The sequence below is a fragment of the Celeribacter persicus genome, assembly GCF_003050785.1.
Classification (GTDB): Bacteria; Pseudomonadota; Alphaproteobacteria; order Rhodobacterales; family Rhodobacteraceae; genus Celeribacter; species Celeribacter persicus.
This window is the reverse complement of the sequence record NZ_QAOH01000007.1, coordinates 82,146-100,476: the sequence shown is the minus strand read 5'-3', so window position 1 is coordinate 100,476 and position 18,331 is coordinate 82,146. Positions and strand designations below refer to the sequence as shown.

Here is an 18,331-nt window from a genome sequence, read left to right as displayed (position 1 = left end):
CGCTTCATTATGCCGCATCTTTTAGAGCGATTCCAAACGCCCTATCAATGCGCCTGCAGCGAAAATCGCTGCACAGGCGAAATACGCGGATTTCACGAGACATTTGCGGGCAGGTTGCCTATATCGTGATCCAAACGGAAAAGCCCAAACGGAAAAGCATCCCGCCATGCGTGATCTCAAGATCCCCGACCAGCGCCATCCCGAAAAAGCGCATCGTCCCGACAACGCCCAGCCGAAGAAACCGGATTGGATCCGTGTGAAAGCGCCCACGTCGAAGGGCTATATGGACACGCACAGGATCATGCGCGAGCACAAACTGGTGACGGTGTGCGAAGAGGCGGGCTGTCCGAACGCGGGCGAATGCTGGTCGCAGGGCCATGCCACCATGATGATCATGGGGGAGATTTGTACCCGTGGCTGCACCTTCTGCAACGTCGCGACCGGGCGTCCCGACGCGCTCGACGTGTTCGAGCCGGGACGGGTGGCCGATGCGGTCCAGAAACTCGGTCTCAAGCATGTGGTGATCACCTCGGTGGACCGTGACGATCTTGAGGACGGTGGGGCGGAGCATTTCGCCATGACCATCCGGGCTGTGCGCAAACGCAGTCCCGGAACCACCATCGAAATTCTCACGCCCGATTTCCTGAAATGCGCCCCCTCGGCACTGGAAACCGTGGTCGCGGCCAAGCCCGATGTGTTCAACCACAACCTTGAGACCGTGCCGGCCCTCTATCATGAGGTGCGTCCCGGTGCGCGCTATTTCCACTCCCTGCGCCTGTTGCAGCGGGTGAAGGAACTCGATCCGACCATGTTCACCAAATCGGGGATCATGGTGGGCCTTGGCGAGAAGCGCGCCGAAGTGTTGCAGGTGATGGACGACATGCGCGCCGCCGACATCGACTTCATGACCATCGGGCAGTATTTGCAGCCGACGCCGAAACACCATGCGGTCGCGGAGTTCATCACGCCGGATGCGTTCAAGAGCTATGAGAAAGCCGCGATCAACAAGGGTTTTCTGATGGTGTCTGCCACGCCGTTGACGCGCTCGTCCTATCATGCGGGCGACGATTTCGCGCGTCTGCGCGAGAACCGTCTGAAGAAATTCGGTCAGGCGTAAGTGTCCGGAACATTTGAAATTTTCCTCGGCACCCAGCCGGGGCTTGAGCCGTACCTGCTTGAGGAGGCGGTGGAGGCGGGCTTTCCGTCGCCCGTCGCCGTGGGCGGCGGCGTGACTTTCGAGGGCACATGGGTCGATGTGGTGCGGGCAAACCTTGTGTTGCGCGGGGCTGCACGTGTGTTGGCGCGGATCGGGTCTTTCCGGGCGTTTCACCTTGCCCAGCTCGACAAACGCGCGCGTAAATTTCCGTGGGGTGAGGTGCTGCGCGCCGATGTGCCGTTCCGTGTCGAGGTGGTGACCGGCAAGCGCAACAAGATTTACCATGCCGGTGCCGCGCAGGAGCGCATCGAGCGGGCCATTACCGAGGAGCTTGGCGCGCCGGTCTCGGCGCAGGCCGAGGTGGTCCTCAAGGTGCGGATCGAGGATGACAATGTGATCCTCTCCGTCGACACTTCTGGCGAGGCGCTGCACAAGCGTGGTTATAAGGCGGGCGTCGGCAAGGCGCCGATGCGCGAAACCATGGCGGCGCTGTTTCTGCGTGCCTGCGGCTATGAGGGGGCGGAACCGGTGCTCGATCCGATGTGCGGTTCGGGAACTTTCGTGATCGAGGCGGCGGAATGGGCACGGGGTATGATGCCGGGGCGGGTGCGGAGCTTTGCTTTCGAGCATCTTGCGCCTTTCGATCCCGAGGCTGTGCAAAATCTCAAGACGGACTGGCATGAGCGTGAGACGGCTTTGCGCTTCCACGGCTCTGATCGCAATGTAAATGTTGTGCGCATGGCGAACGACAATGCCGGGCGTGCGGGCGTGGCCGATCTGTGTACCTTCAAACCCGTACCGGTGTCGGAGATCGAACGGCCCGGGGGTGCGCCGGGGCTGGTGATCGTCAACCCGCCCTACGGGGCACGGATTGGCAAAAAGAAAGACCTCTACGCACTTTACGGTGCTTTCGGGCAGGTGATGCTGGACCGTTTCGCGGGCTGGCGGGTTGGCATGATCACCTCCGACGGGCAACTGGCGCATGCGACGGGCCTGCCCTGGCTGCCTGTTTCTGCACCGATTGCCCATGGCGGCCTGAAAGTGCGCCTTTACAGAACGGCAGTTTTGCAATCCTGACTTTGCACTTGCCCGTGCGAAATTCGCTTTGAATGTGATCTTACTCAAGGCATTTTCCCACATTCCTATGCTAAAATTCATACGTATAGGAGGGGAGGTTTTGAAATGATGCACAGGCCGAATTGGGACGATTACCGGTTCGTGCTGGCCGTTGCGCGCACGGGGTCCGTGTCGGGGGCGGCGCGCGAGCTTGGTGTGAACCATGCCACCGTCTTGCGTCGTGTGGCAGGGATCGAGAAACGCCTCGGCGTCGAGCTGTTCGAGAAATCGGTACGCGGTTATGAGATCGCGCCCGAGAAACTGCGGCTGATCGAGGCAGCGCGTGAGGTGGAGGCCGCTGTCAGTGCGGTCGAACGTCTGGCGCGGGCGGGCGAGGCGCCGCTGGCCGGGGTGATCCGGGTGACATCCACGGACACCTTCTGTCAGGTGGTGCTGCCACCGCTTCTGGCGCGGCTTTCCGCGCATGAGAAAGAGCTGTCTTTCGAACTGATCTCGAACAACGCGCATCTGGACCTGTCGCGGCTGCATGCCGATGTCACGGTGCGCCCGACGTTCAAACTGCCGGAGGATATGCATGGGGAAATGGCGACGCAGATGCGGTTCGGCTTCTATGCCCGTTCCGCAGATGTGCCGACGGATCGCTGGATCGGCCTTACGGGGGCGATTGGACGATCCCATGCGGCGCAGAAGCTTCGCGAGGAACTGGAGCGTCGGAAAGTCGATTTCGTGGCCGCCGCCGACAGTTTCCTGACCCTGCGTGCGCTGGCCGAGACCGGCATGGGGCGCGTGATGCTCCCGGTCGTGCTGGGCGATGCCGCGAAGATGCTGGTGCCGGTGGAGCCGGTGGTCGATCTGCCGCCATTACCGGTTTTCGTGGCCTCCCATGCCGATCTCGCCGATGCACCGCGTTTGCGTCAGGCACGCGCGCGGATCGCGACAGCGCTGGAAGGCGAGGAGCCGCGGCTGATGGGCAAAGCCCTGATGCAGATGTCTTCTTGAGGGGAAGGGGCTGAGTGAGCGATGAACGCTCAGGGCTGTTCTGCGGGCCGGATCTTGGGATGGGTCTGGCCCGCAACCTTCATCCAGTCCGGCAGGCCGACGGTTTTCTCCACGGCATAAAGCGCGAGACAGGCGGCGATGATGGCAAAAACAAATTTGACCCGCTTTGCCGACGGTGGATTTTGCGCCCAGCGTTTCGCGCGCATCAGCCAGCGGAGTTGGTTCACGCTTTGCCTCCGGCTTCCGGGACTTCGTCATCGAAGACGACGGAGCCGATGAAAGGCAGGTTGCGGTTGGCCTGGGCAAAGTCGATGCCATAGCCGACGACGAAGGCGTCGGGAATTTCGAAGCCGGTCCAGGTGGCCTTGAGATCGACTTCGCGCCGCGCCGGTTTGTCGAGCAGGGCGATGGTCTCCAGTTTGCGCGGGTTGCGCGATTGCAAAAGCTTGAGAACGGCGGAAAGCGTATGTCCGGTGTCGACGATGTCCTCGACGACCAGAACGTCACGGCCTTCGATCGGGCCGCGCAGGTCCTTGAGAATTTTCACCTCACGCGAGGATTCGGTGCCACTGCCGTAGGAGGAGGCTTCGAGGAAATCGACCTCGACATTCATTTCAAGTTCGCGCACCAGATCGGCGATGAAGACGAAAGAGCCGCGCAACAGGCCAACGACGACGATCTTGTCCGTGTCCCTGTAGGCTTGCCGGATCTCTTTCGCGAGGTCCTCGATCCGGGCGGCGATGGCCTTGGCCGAGATCATGGTTTCGATGTGATATGGCCGCTGCGTCATGCTGTCCCCTCTTTGGACCCTTGCATTTTTTGTCCCCGCCATAGATGTATCAGGCCGGACCCAGACAGACCAGAGACCATGCCGACGCATCAGGAAACAAAACACCTCCCCTATAGTGCCGACCAGATGTATGCACTTGTGGCGGATGTGGAGAGCTACCCGAAATTCCTGCCGTGGAACGCCGCCGCGCGCATTCGCTCGCGTACGGATATGGGCGATCACGAGTTGATGCTTGCGGATCTGGTGATTTCCTTCAAGGTCTTTCGCGAGAAATTCGGCTCGCGGGTGAAACTCTATCCGGCAGAGCGCAAGATCGACACGGAATATCTCGACGGGCCGTTTCGCTACATGAAAAGCTGGTGGACCTTCACGCCCGCCGCAGACGGCGGCTGCGACATTGAGTTCTTCGTCGATTTCGAATTCAAGAACGCAATTTTGCAGGGCGTGATCGGCGTGGTGTTCAACGAGGCAATGCAACGTATCGTGCGGGCGTTTGAGCGCCGGGCGCAGGAGTTGTATGGCTGAGGGCTCAGAGCAGCCGAACCGTGAAAATCACGGTCATCACCAGCCCGACCAGCACGATGAACTGTTTGAGCCGGGCCGTGTTGCGGATGCGTCGGGCGTAATGCGCGCCGAGGAAGCCGCCTGCTATCATGGACTCGGCCAGAAGTGCCGCGTAGTCCCAGGCGATGACGCCCGCCAGCGCATAGGTTGCGGCGGAGACCAGTGAGAGCAGGACCGACAGCGCATTCTTGAGCCCGTTCATCGCGTGCAGGTCGGTGAAGCCGATGAGGCCCAGCACAGCCAGAAGCATGATCCCTAACCCGCCGTTGAAATAGCCGCCATAGATCGACACCAGCAACAGCGCGACCGCCGCGCCCGCAGGCGCCAGCATGTCGCGGGCGAGGAGGCGGCGGATCAGTTGCGGTCCCCCGGCGAACAGGAGCGTGGCGAGCGCCATGAGCGCGGGCACCGCTATGAGAAACGTGTCGTTGGGGGTGAGCAGAAGCAGGACCGCGCCAAGAATGCCGCCGAATGCCGACACGACGACCATCCGCGTGGCGGGCATGTTGGGCGTCGTGTGAAGGTCGTGGCGATAGGCCCAGACACTGCTGAGATAGCCGGGCAGGGCGCTGAGCGTGGCGGTGGCATTGGCCGAGACCGGAGGAACGCCCGCGAAGATCAGTGCGGGCAGGGTCAGAAACGTGCCGCCGCCTGCGACGGCATTGAGCATGCCACCGAGAATTCCGGCGACGAGCACCAGCAAGATGTCGACCATGTCCCCCTCCCGATCCGGCGCTTATCCCCTGAGCGCGGAACGCAGCATTTCGAGCGCGTGTTCCACTGTCGCGCCGCGCACCGCGCTGCGCCCCAGGGGGCCGAAATCCACGGTTTCCACCACCGTTGTTGCCCCCTTGCGGGCGAGCCCGAAACAGACCCGGCCTTCGGGTTTGTGTTCTGAGCCACCGGGGCCCGCGATGCCGGTCACAGAGATTGCGACGCTGGCCATGGATTTCGCCAATGCCCCTTCGGCCATTTCCTGCGCCACTTGCTCGGACACCGCGCCGTGTTCGGCGAGCGTAACCGGAGACACCCCGATCATCTCACGCTTGGCGGTGTTGGAGTAGGTGACATAGCCGCGATCCACCACATCCGATGAGCCGGGGATTTCGGTTAGGCTGCCGACGATAAGCCCGCCGGTGCAGCTTTCGGCGGTGGCGATCATCACGCCCGTCGCACGCGCGCGTGCCAGCACCTCTTCGGCGAGAGCAAGGGGCAGGGGCGTGGCATGCGAGGTCATTGGATCAGCCCGTGATAGACGCCCGCGAAGATCACGACGACAATGGCGGCGAACACGCCCGCGATCACGTCATCGAGCATCACGCCCAATGCGTCGCCGCGCCGGTCGGCCCAACCGACGGGGCCGGGTTTCCAGATGTCGAACAGCCGGAAGGCGAGAAAGGCGGTGGGCCATGCGGGCCAGAGCGCGGTAGAGGGCGCACCGGCCATGGCAGAGCCGATGGAGACGGGGATGAGCGCGATCCACATGCCCACAAGCTCGTCGATGACAATCTCGGAGGGGTCTTCCTCACCCTTGGCCTGTATCATCTTCTGCGTGGCCCAGAGCCCCGCGACAAAGGCGATGACAGTGCCAATCAGAACGCCGGGCACGCCGAGGCTTTCATGCAGCGCCCAGAACAGAGGCACGGCGGCCGCCGATCCCCATGTGCCCGAAGCCGGTTTCATGTAACCGACCTTGGCGATGGTCGCGATCAGTTCCGCATAGGGGTTCATCCGGTCTCTCCTCGACAGCTTTCGTTCAACTCTTGATCAACGCCGCGGTCGCCAGCGCGGCGATGCCTTCTTCGCGCCCGGTGAACCCGAGCCGCTCGGAGGTGGTCGCCTTGACCGACACTTTCTCCACATCGACGCCCATGATATCGGCCAGTGCCGCGCGCATCGAGGCGGCATGGGGTCCCACCTTGGGGCGTTCGCAAACCAGCGTGACGTCGCAATTCATCATCTCATAGCCCATCTCGCGCGCAAGCCCGATGGCATGGCGCAGGAAGATATGGCTCTCGGCGCCTTTCCATTGTGGGTCGGTGGGCGGAAAATGCTGGCCGATGTCGCCGCGCGCCAGTGCGCCGTAAATCGCATCGGTGAGCGCATGCATGCCCACGTCGGCGTCGGAATGGCCCTGAAGGCTGCGCCCGTGCGGAACCTTCACGCCACAGAGCCAGACGTGGTCCCCCTCGCCGAAGCGGTGCACATCATAGCCATTGCCCAGCCGGATTTCCATTTGTGCTTTCTCCTCGGTTCTTTGACGCACAAGCGCGTCGGCCCGGGCGAAATCGCCGGGGTGGGTGATCTTGAAATTCTCTTCCGAGCCTTCGGTGATCGCAACCGCGATGCCATGGGCGCGGGCGACTTCGACGTCATCGGCGGCCTCGCCCGCGTGTGCGCGATGCGCGGCCAGAATGGCCTCGAAGGCAAAACCCTGCGGCGTCTGGGCCCGGTAAAGCCCGTTGCGGTCGCGGGTGCCGTCGACGAAAACGCCTGTTTGCGCGGCATTTCGTGAGTTGCCTGCGTGCCAGAGCGCATCCGTGACCATGAGCGCCGGGGCCGCACCGTTGTGATTTTCGAGCGCCGTAAGCACGCCCCTGATTACCTCGGCGGGGATCAGGGCGCGGGCCGCGTCATGGATCAGAACCTTGTCGATCCCTTCGTTTTCGAGCGCCTCAAGCCCTGCTTTCACCGAGGCCGCACGCGTCGCGCCGCCCGGAACGAGTGTCACGTTTTCAAGGCTTTGCGCGAGGTCCATGTCGTCCGGGTGATGCACCACCACGACGCGCGCCACATGTGGGCGAAAGGCGGCGATGGCATGGTCGATGACGCGCAGGGCTCCGGGCGTGGCCCCAAGCCTCTGCCATTGCTTCGGCATCTCCCCGCCCGCGCGGGTGCCGCGTCCGGCGGCGACGATCAGAGCTGCGATCTTTGTCATGAGATTTGGCATAATCGGTGGCGCGCAGGCTTGCAATGCGCTGTTTTTGACCTTTGTGATGATCAAATTTTGTGCATCTGTTGTTTTTCGCCACATTTTTCGCCTTGATCCTTTGCGACTCGCGGCTGTGACCGCTACCTCTGTCCGAAATGCTCAAGGATTAATCGCTTGCCCGTTGAATTGGCGCAATTCGAACTGGACCCACCCGTGTTTCTGGCCCCCATGGCTGGAATCACAGACCTGCCCTTCCGCGATCTCGTTGCGTCTTTCGGTGCGGGGCTTGTGGTGTCCGAGATGGTTGCTTCCCATGACATGCTGAACGCGCGACCTGGGGCGCGCGAGAAGGCGGAGCTTGGTTTCGGCGTCGAGAACACCGCCGTGCAGCTTGCGGGGCGCGAGGCGGAACCGATGGCTTTGGCGGCGAAAATGGCTGAGGACAACGGAGCGCAGATCATCGACATCAACATGGGCTGCCCGGCGAAAAAGGTCGTGTCGGGCTATTCCGGGTCTGCCCTGATGCGCAATCTCGACCATGCGCTCACACTCATCGAGGCGGTGGTGGGGGCAGTCAAGGTGCCGGTGACGCTGAAAACCCGGCTGGGTTGGGACGATGCGCTTCTGAACGCGCCGGAGCTTGCCAGACGCGCCGAAGATGCGGGCATCCAGATGATCACCATCCATGGCCGCACGCGGTGCCAGTTCTACAAGGGCCGCGCCGACTGGGCCGCGATCCGGGCGGTGAAGGAGGCGGTGTCGATCCCGGTGATCGCCAATGGCGATATCACCTCGCCCGAGGCCGCGCGGCAAGCGTTGGCGCAATCCGGCGCGGACGGGGTGATGATCGGGCGCGGCGCGCAGGGCCAACCCTGGCTTCTGGCGCAGGTCGCTGCGAATTTGACCGGCGCGCCGCTGCCCGTGCGTCCCGAGGGCAAGGATTTCGTCGAGATGGTCGCGCGCCATTACGAGGCAGGGCTGACGTTTTACGGCGAGGTCCTCGGCGGGCGGGTGATGCGCAAACATCTGGGCTGGTACATGGATACGGCGGGAACGCCCGAGGCGCTGCGCAAGCGGGTACTGACGCAAAAATCACCACGTGCCGTGTTCGAATTTTTGCCCGAAGCTTTAAGTGGGGAGGTCTGCGCCGCATGACACATCGTTTCGACATGCTCTGGCCGTCTCTGCCGGTGCCCGCGATCATGATCGACGCGGGCGATGAGATCGTCGAGGTGAACTCTGCCGCCGAACTGTTTCTCAACGCGTCGGCCAAGGTGCTCACCGGTGTGCCCGTGTTCGACAAGCTGGCTATCGACGCGCCGCTTGAGGAAGCCTTCGGGCGGGTGCGCCGGGACGACTCGCCTTTGTTCATCAACAATGTCGATGTCTCGGGCGGCAACGCCGCACCGGTGCAATGCAACATCCAGATCGCACCGCTGCAAGGCATGGAAAACTGGCTCATCCTGCTGATGGAGCCGCGCCAGATTGCCGACCGTTTGGGCCGGGCGCATCAGGTGAAAACCTCCGCGCGTTCGGCGATCGGCATGGCGGAAATGCTGGCGCATGAAATCAAGAACCCGTTGGCGGGCATCACCGGGGCGGCGCAGCTCTTGTCGATGAGCCTCAACCCCGAGGACCTTGAGCTGACCGACCTGATCGTCGCGGAAAGCCGCCGGATCGTGGCGCTTCTGGAGCAGGTGGAGCAATTCGGCAACCTGCGCCCGCCCGCCAAACGACCGATCAACATTCACGACCTGCTGGACCGGGCGCGCAAATCTGCCGAGCTGTCCTATGGCGCGAACATGAAGTTCATCGAGGAGTTCGATCCCTCCCTGCCGCCGACCTTTGTCGATGGCGATCAGATTTTGCAGGTTTTCCTGAACCTGATCAAGAACGCCTCCGAGGCGGCGGGCAAGGAAGGCGGCACGATCCGTCTGAGGACCTTCTACGACCTGTCGCTGAGGCTGCGGCGCAAGGACGGGACGGGGGCGGCCTTGCCGCTTCAGGTCGAAATCATCGACGACGGTCCGGGCCTGCCGCCGGAGATTGCCGCCGATATTTTCGAACCCTTCGTCTCGGGGCGCGAAAACGGCACGGGGCTTGGCCTCGCGCTGGTCTCGAAGATCATTTCCGATCACGAGGGCTGGATTTCCGTGGACTCCGTGCCCGGCAAGACCGTGTTCCGTATCTCCCTGCCGGTTGCCCCGCGCGAACCGAAAAAAGGGTGACATGCGCGTGACACGTCATAAAGTTGAGAAAAGCCCCACCGACAAGGGGACAGCGCGTGGGCCGATGGGCCTGACGCGAGACTGACAAGGAGAGAATACTATGGATGGCACGATCCTCGTCGCCGATGACGACCGCACGATCCGCACGGTCCTGACCCAGGCGCTGACCCGTGCGGGCTGCAAGGTGCACGCGACCTCGTCTCTGGTCACGCTGATGCGCTGGGTGGAAGAGGGCAAAGGCGATCTGGTGATCTCCGACGTGATGATGCCCGATGGCAACGGGCTTGAGAGCCTGCCGCGCATCGCCGAGTTGCGGCCCGGTCTGCCGGTGATCGTGATCTCTGCGCAGAACACCATCATGACCGCCATTCAGGCCGCCGAGGCCGAGGCCTTCGACTATCTGCCGAAGCCCTTCGATCTGCCGGACCTGATGAAACGGGCCGCCAAGGCGCTTGAAGTCAAGCGCCGCGCCAATCCGGCACCTTCCACGGCGCGCGCACCCTCCGAGATCGGCGCACCGCAGGAAGACCTGCCGCTGGTCGGACGAACACCCGCGATGCAGACGCTTTATCGCCTTGTTGCACGCGTGATGAACACCGATCTGCCGGTGCTGATCACCGGCGAGAGCGGCACCGGAAAAAGTCTGATCGCGCGGGCGATCCATGATTTCTCCGACCGGCGCAACCTGCCCTTCGTGGTGGTCTCGGCTTCCGATCTCGCGACGATGGAAGGCCCCGCGGCGGTGATCTCAAAGGCCAGGAACGGTTCGATTCTGTTCGACGAGGTCGGCGATCTCGATGAGGAGGCACAGGCGCGTATCGTGCGCATGCTTGACAGTTTCACCGACAACGCGCCGCGCATCATGGCAACTTCGCAAGCCAATCTTTCGGCCAAGATGGAAAGCGGTGCCTTCCGTCAGGACCTGTTCTATCGTCTTGGCGGTGTGACGATCTCTGTGCCCTCGCTGCGCGAACGCGTCGACGACATCCCGCTTCTGGCGGAGTTCTTCCTTTCGAAGGCCGAACGCGACGGACTCTCGGCGCGGCGTTTCACCGCCGACGCGATGGAGCTGGTACGCGCCTACAGTTGGCCGGGCAACGTGCGCCAGTTGGAGAACACCATCCGCCGGCTCATTGTTACCTCCCCCGAAGAGGAAATCACCCGGATGGAGGTCGAAACCGTGCTCGGCAACCAGCCCGCCATGGAGCCGCTGCAAGGCGGGGGCGAGGGCGAGAAACTGTCGTCGTCGGTGGCCAAGCATCTGCGCCGGTATTTCGACCTGCATGGTGGGGTTTTGCCGCCGCCGGGGTTGTATCAGCGTATTCTCAAGGAGGTCGAAGGGCCGCTGATCGAAATTGCGCTGGATGCAGTGGGCGGAAATCAGGCCAAATGTGCCGATTTGCTCGGCATCAACCGCAATACCTTGCGAAAAAAGATCAATGATCTCGATATTCAGGTGACACGCCGTCGTAAGCTGATGTAAAAAGGCCACATCCGTGCCGATTAGGGCGCAGTGACCGGAAAACCACTCCACTGCGCTCTCTCTGCCACGGTGCTTTGTGTCTGAGCCATGAAAACAAGGGCGGCGCAAGGGGCGTTTTGAGCAGTTTGAGGGTGCGGGCAGTGGCACAAAAACCGGTGGCACAGAGAATCGGTCGGCAAAGCTGGAACAGGCTGTTGCGGCTGCGTCGGCAGCGCCGGTTGCAGAATGTGGCGACGCTTGCGGTTTTCGTGATGGGGCCGCTCCTGGCGGTGTTCACGTTCCTTGTGCTCGGTCCGCTCGATCACGGTCCGGCATCGGCGGTGTTGCGCGCCGTGCTTCTGGCCGATGTGGTCTATGTGCTTGTGGTTGCGGGGCTTGTGGCGCAGCGCATCGCCAGTGTGATCGCCGCCCGGCGCGCCCATTCCGAAGGCTCGCGGCTGCATCTGCGGCTCTCGGGCGCTTTCGTGCTTCTTGCCCTTATTCCGACCGTCATGGTCGCGGTCTTCGCCGTGGTTACGGTGAATTTCGGCCTTGAGGGCTGGTTCTCAGAGCGGGTGCGCAATGTGGTGGGCTCCTCTCTCGAAGCGGCAAAAGCCTATGAGACCGAACATCGTGACGGTTTGGCCGAGGACACGCGGGGGCTGGCGAATTTCATCATCGACCGGCGGCGGCAAGTCACGATCCTGCCCGATGGCGGGCTGCGGGAAGTGCTCAATGAAGGGCAGGGTTTGGTTCAGAGGGGGCTGCGCGAGGCCTATGTCATCAATAGGGCGGGCGAGATCAAGGCCCGTGGTGAGCGCTCCTATCTGTTCGATTACGAGAAACCGTCGGAGGCGGATCTCGCACGGGCGGAGACCGGCGAACTGGTGCTGATTGACGACTGGGACCGCAACGAGAGCCGTGCGCTGCAACGTCTGGCTAGCTTTTCGGACCGCTATCTCTACGTGACCCGCGACGTGGATGGTAAAATCCTCAACCTGCTGGACGAGACGCAGGACAGCATCGCGCTTTATAATCAATTGGAGAGCGAGCGTGGGAGGCTTCTGTTCGAATTCGGGCTTTTGTACATCGGGTTTGCGCTCATTCTCATTCTGGCCGCGACCTGGCTGGGCCTGTGGTTCGCCGAACGGCTGGCGCGGCCCATCGGGCGGCTGGCGGGGGCGGCGCAGAAGGTGGGGGAGGGCGATCTGTCGGTACGCGTGCCCGAGGAGGAAGGGCAGGACGAAATCGCAACACTGGGCCGGGTGTTCAACCAGATGACCAGGCAGGTGAAGCTCCAGCATGACGAGCTGATGGAGCGTAATGCCCAGATCGAAGCGCGGCGGCGGCTGTTCGATTCCGTTCTTTCTTCGGTGACTGCGGGTGTCGTGGGGCTCGATGCCGAAGGACGGGTGACGCTTTTGAACCGGTCGGCGCAGGCGCTGCTGAACCTCGGCGAACGCGATGTGACGGGCGAACCTCTGGCCGTGGTCGTGCCGGAATTCTGTCCGCTTTTCGATCTCCTGCGCAGCAATAAGCGCGAGGTGGCGCAGGACGAACTGCGGCTCATCCGCTCTGGGGCGCAGGAAAGCCTTTTGGTTCGTATTGCAACGCGACGTGACGTGGACGGCAAACTTGAGGGCTATGTGGTCGCCTTTGACGATGTGACCGATCTTGTGAGCGCGCAGCGTTTGGCCGCGTGGGGCGATGTGGCCCGGCGGATCGCGCATGAGATCAAGAACCCGCTGACCCCCATTCAACTGTCTGCCGAGCGTATCCTGCGCAAATTCGGGCGCGGGCTGGACGAGGAGGCGCGGGCGGATCTGGAACAATACACCTCCGTGATCGTGCGTCAGACCGGCGATCTGCGACGCATCGTCGACGAGTTCTCGAAATTCGCCCGTATGCCAAGCCCAGAGCGGCGTGAACACGATCTTGTCGAGCTGGTGAAAGGCGCGGTCCTGTTGCAGCAGAACGCCCAGCCGGATGTGGAGATCACGGCCAGAATAGACCCGGATACGGCGCTTGCCGAAGTGGATGCGACCATGATCGGACAGGCGCTCACAAATCTGATAAAGAATGCCGGGGAAGCGATTGAAAGTCTTGAGGAATGCGGCGTTACAGAGGGTTACGTGCCGCGCATTCTGGTGGCCATGCACTGCGAGGATCAGGAGGCAGTGATCTCGGTGACCGATAACGGTATCGGCTTGCCGGAGGACCGCTCGCGGCTGTTCGAACCCTATGTGACGACGCGGGAGAAAGGCACCGGGCTGGGGCTGCCGATCGTCAAAAAGATCATTGAAGAACATGGCGGGACACTGACGTTGACCGATGGTGTGCCGCTCGATGAAACCGGCCGGATCGGGGCTTGTGCGAGCATTCGCATCGCCGTCGTGGGTGGCAATGTTATTAAAGAAAAACAAGAGATTGCGGTGTAAAGATGAAGTCTGGAGTGAGAAATGTCTGATATTCTGATCGTCGATGATGAGCGCGATATTCGCGAATTGATCGGGGATATTCTTCAGGATGAGGGCTATGAGACGCGGCTCGCGTCGAATTCGGATGAGTGCCTCAAGCAAATCGACGCGGGTGTGCCAGCGCTGATGATCCTTGATATCTGGCTGAAGGACAGCGACATGGACGGGATCGACATCCTGAAACATGTCAAGCGCGAGCACCCGGAAGTGCCAATCATCATCATTTCCGGCCATGGCAACATCGAGATCGCCGTTGCGGCGATCAAACAGGGCGCTTACGATTTCATCGAGAAGCCGTTCAACATCGACCAGCTCATGGTGGTGATCAGCCGTGCCATGGAGACCTCGCGCCTGCGCCGCGAAAACGCCACGCTGAAACGCTCGGGTTCGGGGGAGCTGGAGATGATCGGTGTCTCGGCGGCGTTCAAGCAGCTCAAGAGCAACCTTGAGAAGGTGACGAAATCCAACGGTCGGGTGATGCTCACGGGCGGCGCGGGCGTCGGTAAGGAAGTGGCGGCGCGCTTCATCCATGCGGGGTCCGAGCGGCGCGATGCGCCTTTTGTCACCGTGTCCTCGGCCACCATCGAGCCGGACCGGATGGAGGAGGTTTTGTTCGGTCGCGAGACATCGGAGCGTGGTGTCGAGAAAGGGCTTCTGGAGGAGGCCAGTGGCGGGGTGATCTATTTCGACGAGGTGGCGGATATGCCCTTGGGCACCCAGTCGAAAATCCTGCGCGTTCTGGTCGATCAGCGCTTTACCCGTGTGGGTGGTTCCTCGAAAGTCTCCGTCGATCTGCGCGTCGTCTCCTCGACCTCGCGCGATCTTCTCGCGGAGATCGAAGCGGGGCGGTTCCGCGAAGAGCTCTATCACCGGCTGAACGTGGTGCCGATCGAAGTGCCCGCGCTTGAGAAACGCCGCGAGGACATCCCTGAACTGGCCCGGTTCTTCATCGAGAAGCTGAACCGGGAGCAGGGGTTGCCGCTGCGCGATCTTTCCGAGGATGCTGCTGCGATGCTTCAGACCATGGCTTGGCCCGGCAATGTGCGCCAGCTTAAGAACGTGATCGAGCGGGTGCTGATCCTCGGCGAGAGCACCGGGCTGATCGAGGCGGAGGAATTGCCTTCCGAGGACGGGGTGCGCGAAGACGACGGGCGGGCGATGCTGTCGCCAGCGATCGCGACATTGCCGCTTCGCGAGGCGCGCGAGGTGTTCGAACGCGAATACCTGCTGACCCAAATCAACCGCTTCGGCGGCAATATCTCCCGTACCGCAACATTCGTGGGCATGGAACGCTCGGCGTTGCACCGCAAGCTTAAATCGCTGGGCGTCGTGACCGGCAACAAACAGGGCGGGCGGATGGCCTACGTCGCCGAGGAAACGGAGTGAGCGGGCAGGGTGAAGACGTGGCGTTCGACGGCCCGTCCGGTCGTCGGGTGCGTTGACGCCTCTGACATTCCATGCCAAGCCTGTGGCGAAGCCAAGGCCCTGTGCTGGTCGCGGAGCGTTCCGCGGCGCAGGGCGTGACATATAGAGGGCCGGTCGTGGCATTCACGGCGGCCCTGAGACAGGGATGATGCGATGAAGGTCATCATTTGCGGCGCGGGCCAGGTCGGCTGGCAGATCGCCAAGCAGCTTTCCGCCGAGAAAAACGACGTCACTGTCGTGGATAACAACCCGGCACTCGTGCGGCGGGCCACCGATACGCTCGACGTGCAGGGGATCGAAGGCTTTGCCTCCTATCCGGATGTGTTGGAAAAGGCGGGCGCGCGTGATGCCGACATGGTGATTGCCGCGACCTATTCCGACGAGGTGAACATGGTCACCTGTCAGGTGGCGCATTCCGTGTTCAACGTGCCGCGCAAAATCGCGCGTCTCAGAGCGCAGTCCTATCTGACCGCGATCTATTCCGATCTTTACCGCCGCGATCACCTTCCGATTGATGTGGTAATTTCGCCCGAGAAAGAGGTGGCCGAGGCGGCGCTCAGGCGTCTGGCGGCCCCTGCGGCGTTTGACACTCAGGCGTTTCTGGCTGGCCGGGTACAGCTCATGGGCATCCTGCTCGAAGAAGACTGCCCGGTGCTCAACACCTCTTTGCGTGAGTTGACCGAGCTGTTCTCGACGCTCCGCGCCACCGTGGTGGGGGTACGCCGCGACGGGCGGCTGTTTGCGCCGGAACCGAAGGATCAGCTTTTTGCCCGCGACGAAATTTACGTTTTCGTTCATTCCGACGACATCACCCGGACGCTGGAGATTTTCGGCAAGACCAACGCCAAACAGGAACGCGTGGTGATCCTCGGCGGCGGCAATGTCGGGCTCGGCGTGGCGCAGGCGCTGGAAGCCCGGACCGAGCGGGTGCGTGCCAAGATCATCGAGAAGAACCGCAAGATCGCGGAAAAGGCGGCGGATGCGCTGGAGCGGACCATTGTCCTGAATGGCGACGGTCTCGACCCGGAGCTTTTGTCCGAGGCGGGGGTAAACCGGGCCGATGCGGTGCTTTGCGTCACCGATGACGACAAGGTCAACATGCTTGCCGCCGTACGGGCCAAGCAGGCAGGGGCGAAAATGGCGATCTGTCTGGTCAATGATCCAACACTGGTGCCGATCCTGAACGCGCTCGACATCGACGCCTATATCAACCCGCGCGCCACAACCGTGTCCTCGATCCTGCGCCACATCCGCCACGGCCGGGTGCGCAACGTCTATTCCGTGGGCGACAGCGAGGCGGAGGTGATCGAGGCACAGGTGCTGTCGACCTCGCCGATCTCCGGCAAGCGCATTCGCGACATCGACTTTCCCGAAGGTGTGCTGGTCGGCGCGATTGCCAAGGGCGACACATATGTCAAGCCGATGGGCGAGACCCGGATCGACGAGGGCGATGTGATCTCCATCTTCTCGCTCTCCGCCGACGTTCCGGAAGTCGAACGCCTGTTGCAGGTCTCGATCGACTATTTCTGATGAACCGCTTCTCGCGCATGCCCTTTTTCGTCCAGCTGATGCTGGTCTCCGGCGCCGCCATGATGGTGCCGGCCATCTATGCGCTGGTGCTGCGCGAATGGGACGATGCGCGGGCCTTCGTCTATGCCAGTGTGCTGTTTTCTTCCATGGCCCTGTTCATCGCCATCGCGCGATATCGCCCCGAAGGTTTCGAGGATCGCAGCGCTTCCCGCGACCGCGAGGGCCGCAACCAACTTCTGACGCTGGTCGGGGCCTATACGCTTTTGCCGCTGATCCTTGCGGTGCCGTTTTCCGAGGCGACGAAGGACACCACCTATTTCAACGCCTATTTCGAGATGGTCTCGGCGCTGACCACCACCGGGGCGACGCTGTTCGACGATCCGGCGCGGCTGTCGAAACCGGTGCATCTGTGGACCGCGCTGGTCGGCTGGCTCGGCGGGCTCTTTGCCTGGGTCACGGCGGTGGCGGTGCTCGCGCCCATGAACCTCGGCGGGTTCGAGGTCATTTCCTCGCGCCAGCCCGGACAGAGCGAGGTGCGCGCCTCGCAGATCACCCGCATCGCCGCAGCGCATGAGCGCATGGCAAAATTCACCACGAAGCTTTTTCCGATCTACCTCGGGCTTACCATCGCGCTGTGGTTTGCGCTCGCCATGGTCGGCTCCAGCCCCTATGTGGCGCTCTGTCATGCCATGTCGGTTCTGGCGACCTCGGGCATCTCCCCGGTGGGGGGGCTGACGCAGGCGGGCACCGGGTTCATGGGAGAACTTCTGGTCTTCGCCTTCCTCTTCCTGGCGCTGTCGCGCAAGACCTTCACCGCCGATCAGCCACGCCCCGATGCACCGCCCCTGTGGCGTGACCCGGAGATGAAGATCGCGTTGGCGCTGATCGTCACCGTGCCGCTGTTTCTGTTCCTGCGTCATTGGGTCGCTGTGCTCGAAGTGTCGGGCGACTGGACGGTCGGGCGCGCGCTTTCTTCGCTCTGGGGTGGCATTTTCATGGTGCTGTCCTTCCTGTCCACGGCGGGGTTCGAATCCCTCGGTTGGGAAGAGGCGCGGCTCTGGTCCGGGCTTCAGGCGCCGGGCGTGTTGCTTATGGGGCTGGCGATTTTCGGGGGCGGGGTGGCGACCACGGCGGGCGGTGTCAAACTCATCCGGCTCTATGCACTGGTGCGCCACGGCGAGCGCGAGATCGAGAAACTGATCTCACCCAATTCCGTGGGCGGGGCGGGGGCCAATGCCCGGCGTATCCGGCGCGAAGGGGCCTATGTTGCCTGGGTCTATTTCATGGTCTTTGCTTTCACCATCGCCGCGGTAATGATGCTTTTGTCGCTTTACGGGCTCAATTTCGAGGCGGCGACGATTTTCACCATCTCGGCGCTGACCACCACCGGGCCGCTGGTGCAGGTGGCGGGGGATGTGCCGCTGAGCTACGCCGCCCTTGGGGCGCCCGAAAAGCTCATTCTGGCGGCAACCATGGTGCTCGGTCGTTTGGAGATGCTGGCGATCATCGCCCTGCTGAATCCCGAGTTCTGGCGGCGGTAAAAGCATCCGCGAAATGCGTTAGCGCTCGCATCTTCAGGATGTGACGCAAATTTGCGCCGGGTTGAAAACAAGGCGCGGAAATTCAGCGCCTTATCTTGACATTCCCCTGAATCTCCGGCGAACTCACCCTCAAGTGCTGTCGCCCGAGGG

The 18,331-nt window shown here is 62.3% G+C and carries 17 protein-coding genes; 11 read left to right on the top strand and 6 right to left on the bottom strand.

Annotated elements, in window-relative coordinates; genetic code table 11:
- Positions 1-166: 166 nt before the first annotated feature.
- From lipA to C8N42_RS10940, 3 genes are all read left to right on the top strand, one after another.
- The gene (gene lipA / locus C8N42_RS10950) at positions 167-1,117 is read left to right on the top strand and encodes a lipoyl synthase (RefSeq protein ID WP_107816609.1); all 951 of its coding nucleotides are present in this window, start codon (positions 167-169) and stop codon (positions 1,115-1,117) included.
- Entirely contained in the window at positions 1,118-2,233 is a 1,116-nt protein-coding gene (locus C8N42_RS10945; protein WP_107816608.1) for a THUMP domain-containing class I SAM-dependent RNA methyltransferase, read from the top strand. It begins immediately after the preceding gene.
- Between the two features lie 105 nt (positions 2,234-2,338).
- On the top strand, positions 2,339-3,232 hold the full coding sequence (locus C8N42_RS10940) for a LysR family transcriptional regulator (protein WP_107816607.1): 894 nt from the start codon (positions 2,339-2,341) through the stop codon (positions 3,230-3,232).
- Positions 3,233-3,261: 29 nt separating this feature from the next.
- On the opposite strand, the gene C8N42_RS10935 is transcribed toward C8N42_RS10940, so the two are convergent.
- Both C8N42_RS10935 and hpt read right to left on the bottom strand, forming a co-directional pair.
- Complete coding sequence (locus C8N42_RS10935; protein WP_107816606.1) at positions 3,262-3,459, bottom strand: hypothetical protein; 198 nt, start codon at positions 3,457-3,459, stop codon at positions 3,262-3,264.
- Entirely contained in the window at positions 3,456-4,022 is a 567-nt protein-coding gene (hpt, locus tag C8N42_RS10930) for a hypoxanthine phosphoribosyltransferase (protein WP_107816605.1), read from the bottom strand. The genes C8N42_RS10935 and hpt overlap by 4 nt, the downstream gene beginning before the upstream one ends.
- Positions 4,023-4,100: 78 nt before the next feature.
- On the opposite strand from hpt, the gene C8N42_RS10925 reads away from it, so the two are divergent.
- Entirely contained in the window at positions 4,101-4,547 is a 447-nt protein-coding gene (locus tag C8N42_RS10925; protein WP_107816604.1) for a type II toxin-antitoxin system RatA family toxin, read from the top strand.
- Positions 4,548-4,551: 4 nt separating this feature from the next.
- Here C8N42_RS10925 and C8N42_RS10920 read toward each other — a convergent pair whose 3' ends face one another.
- From C8N42_RS10920 to C8N42_RS10905, 4 genes are read right to left on the bottom strand one after another with little or no spacing between them, the layout of a single operon-like run.
- Positions 4,552-5,301, bottom strand: coding sequence for a sulfite exporter TauE/SafE family protein (locus tag C8N42_RS10920; RefSeq protein WP_107816603.1), 750 nt, complete (start codon positions 5,299-5,301; stop codon positions 4,552-4,554).
- A gap of 21 nt (positions 5,302-5,322) precedes the next feature.
- Positions 5,323-5,823 carry a CinA family protein gene (locus C8N42_RS10915; RefSeq protein WP_107816602.1) on the bottom strand — a complete coding sequence of 167 codons (501 nt, stop codon included), beginning with the start codon at positions 5,821-5,823 and terminating at the stop codon, positions 5,323-5,325.
- Entirely contained in the window at positions 5,820-6,317 is a 498-nt protein-coding gene (locus C8N42_RS10910; RefSeq protein WP_107816601.1) for a phosphatidylglycerophosphatase A family protein, read from the bottom strand. The genes C8N42_RS10915 and C8N42_RS10910 overlap by 4 nt, the downstream gene beginning before the upstream one ends.
- Before the next feature lie 25 nt (positions 6,318-6,342).
- Positions 6,343-7,524, bottom strand: a complete 1,182-nt coding sequence (locus tag C8N42_RS10905) for a bifunctional 2-C-methyl-D-erythritol 4-phosphate cytidylyltransferase/2-C-methyl-D-erythritol 2,4-cyclodiphosphate synthase (protein WP_107816706.1) — start codon at positions 7,522-7,524, stop codon at positions 6,343-6,345.
- A gap of 168 nt (positions 7,525-7,692) precedes the next feature.
- Here C8N42_RS10905 and dusB point away from each other — a divergent pair, with 168 nt between their 5' ends.
- The 7 genes from dusB (at position 7,693) to C8N42_RS10870 (ending at position 18,181) form a co-directional block, all read left to right on the top strand.
- Positions 7,693-8,673: a tRNA dihydrouridine synthase DusB gene (dusB, locus tag C8N42_RS10900; protein WP_107816600.1), complete on the top strand. Its 981-nt coding sequence runs from the start codon at positions 7,693-7,695 to the stop codon at positions 8,671-8,673.
- Positions 8,670-9,746, top strand: a complete 1,077-nt coding sequence (locus tag C8N42_RS10895) for a two-component system sensor histidine kinase NtrB (RefSeq protein ID WP_107816599.1) — start codon at positions 8,670-8,672, stop codon at positions 9,744-9,746. The genes dusB and C8N42_RS10895 overlap by 4 nt, the downstream gene beginning before the upstream one ends.
- Positions 9,747-9,846: 100 nt before the next feature.
- Complete coding sequence (locus tag C8N42_RS10890) at positions 9,847-11,229, top strand: response regulator (RefSeq protein WP_107816598.1); 1,383 nt, start codon at positions 9,847-9,849, stop codon at positions 11,227-11,229.
- Between the two features lie 155 nt (positions 11,230-11,384).
- The gene (locus C8N42_RS10885; RefSeq protein WP_425430525.1) at positions 11,385-13,646 is read left to right on the top strand and encodes a sensor histidine kinase NtrY-like; all 2,262 of its coding nucleotides are present in this window, start codon (positions 11,385-11,387) and stop codon (positions 13,644-13,646) included.
- A gap of 21 nt (positions 13,647-13,667) precedes the next feature.
- The gene (gene ntrX, locus C8N42_RS10880) at positions 13,668-15,071 is read left to right on the top strand and encodes a nitrogen assimilation response regulator NtrX (protein WP_107816597.1); all 1,404 of its coding nucleotides are present in this window, start codon (positions 13,668-13,670) and stop codon (positions 15,069-15,071) included.
- A 192-nt stretch (positions 15,072-15,263) separates the two neighbouring features.
- Complete coding sequence (gene trkA / locus C8N42_RS10875) at positions 15,264-16,640, top strand: Trk system potassium transporter TrkA (RefSeq protein ID WP_107816596.1); 1,377 nt, start codon at positions 15,264-15,266, stop codon at positions 16,638-16,640.
- A complete protein-coding gene (locus tag C8N42_RS10870) occupies positions 16,640-18,181 on the top strand; it encodes a TrkH family potassium uptake protein (protein WP_107816595.1) in 1,542 nt (513 codons plus the stop codon). The genes trkA and C8N42_RS10870 overlap by 1 nt, the downstream gene beginning before the upstream one ends.
- Positions 18,182-18,331: the final 150 nt, after the last annotated feature.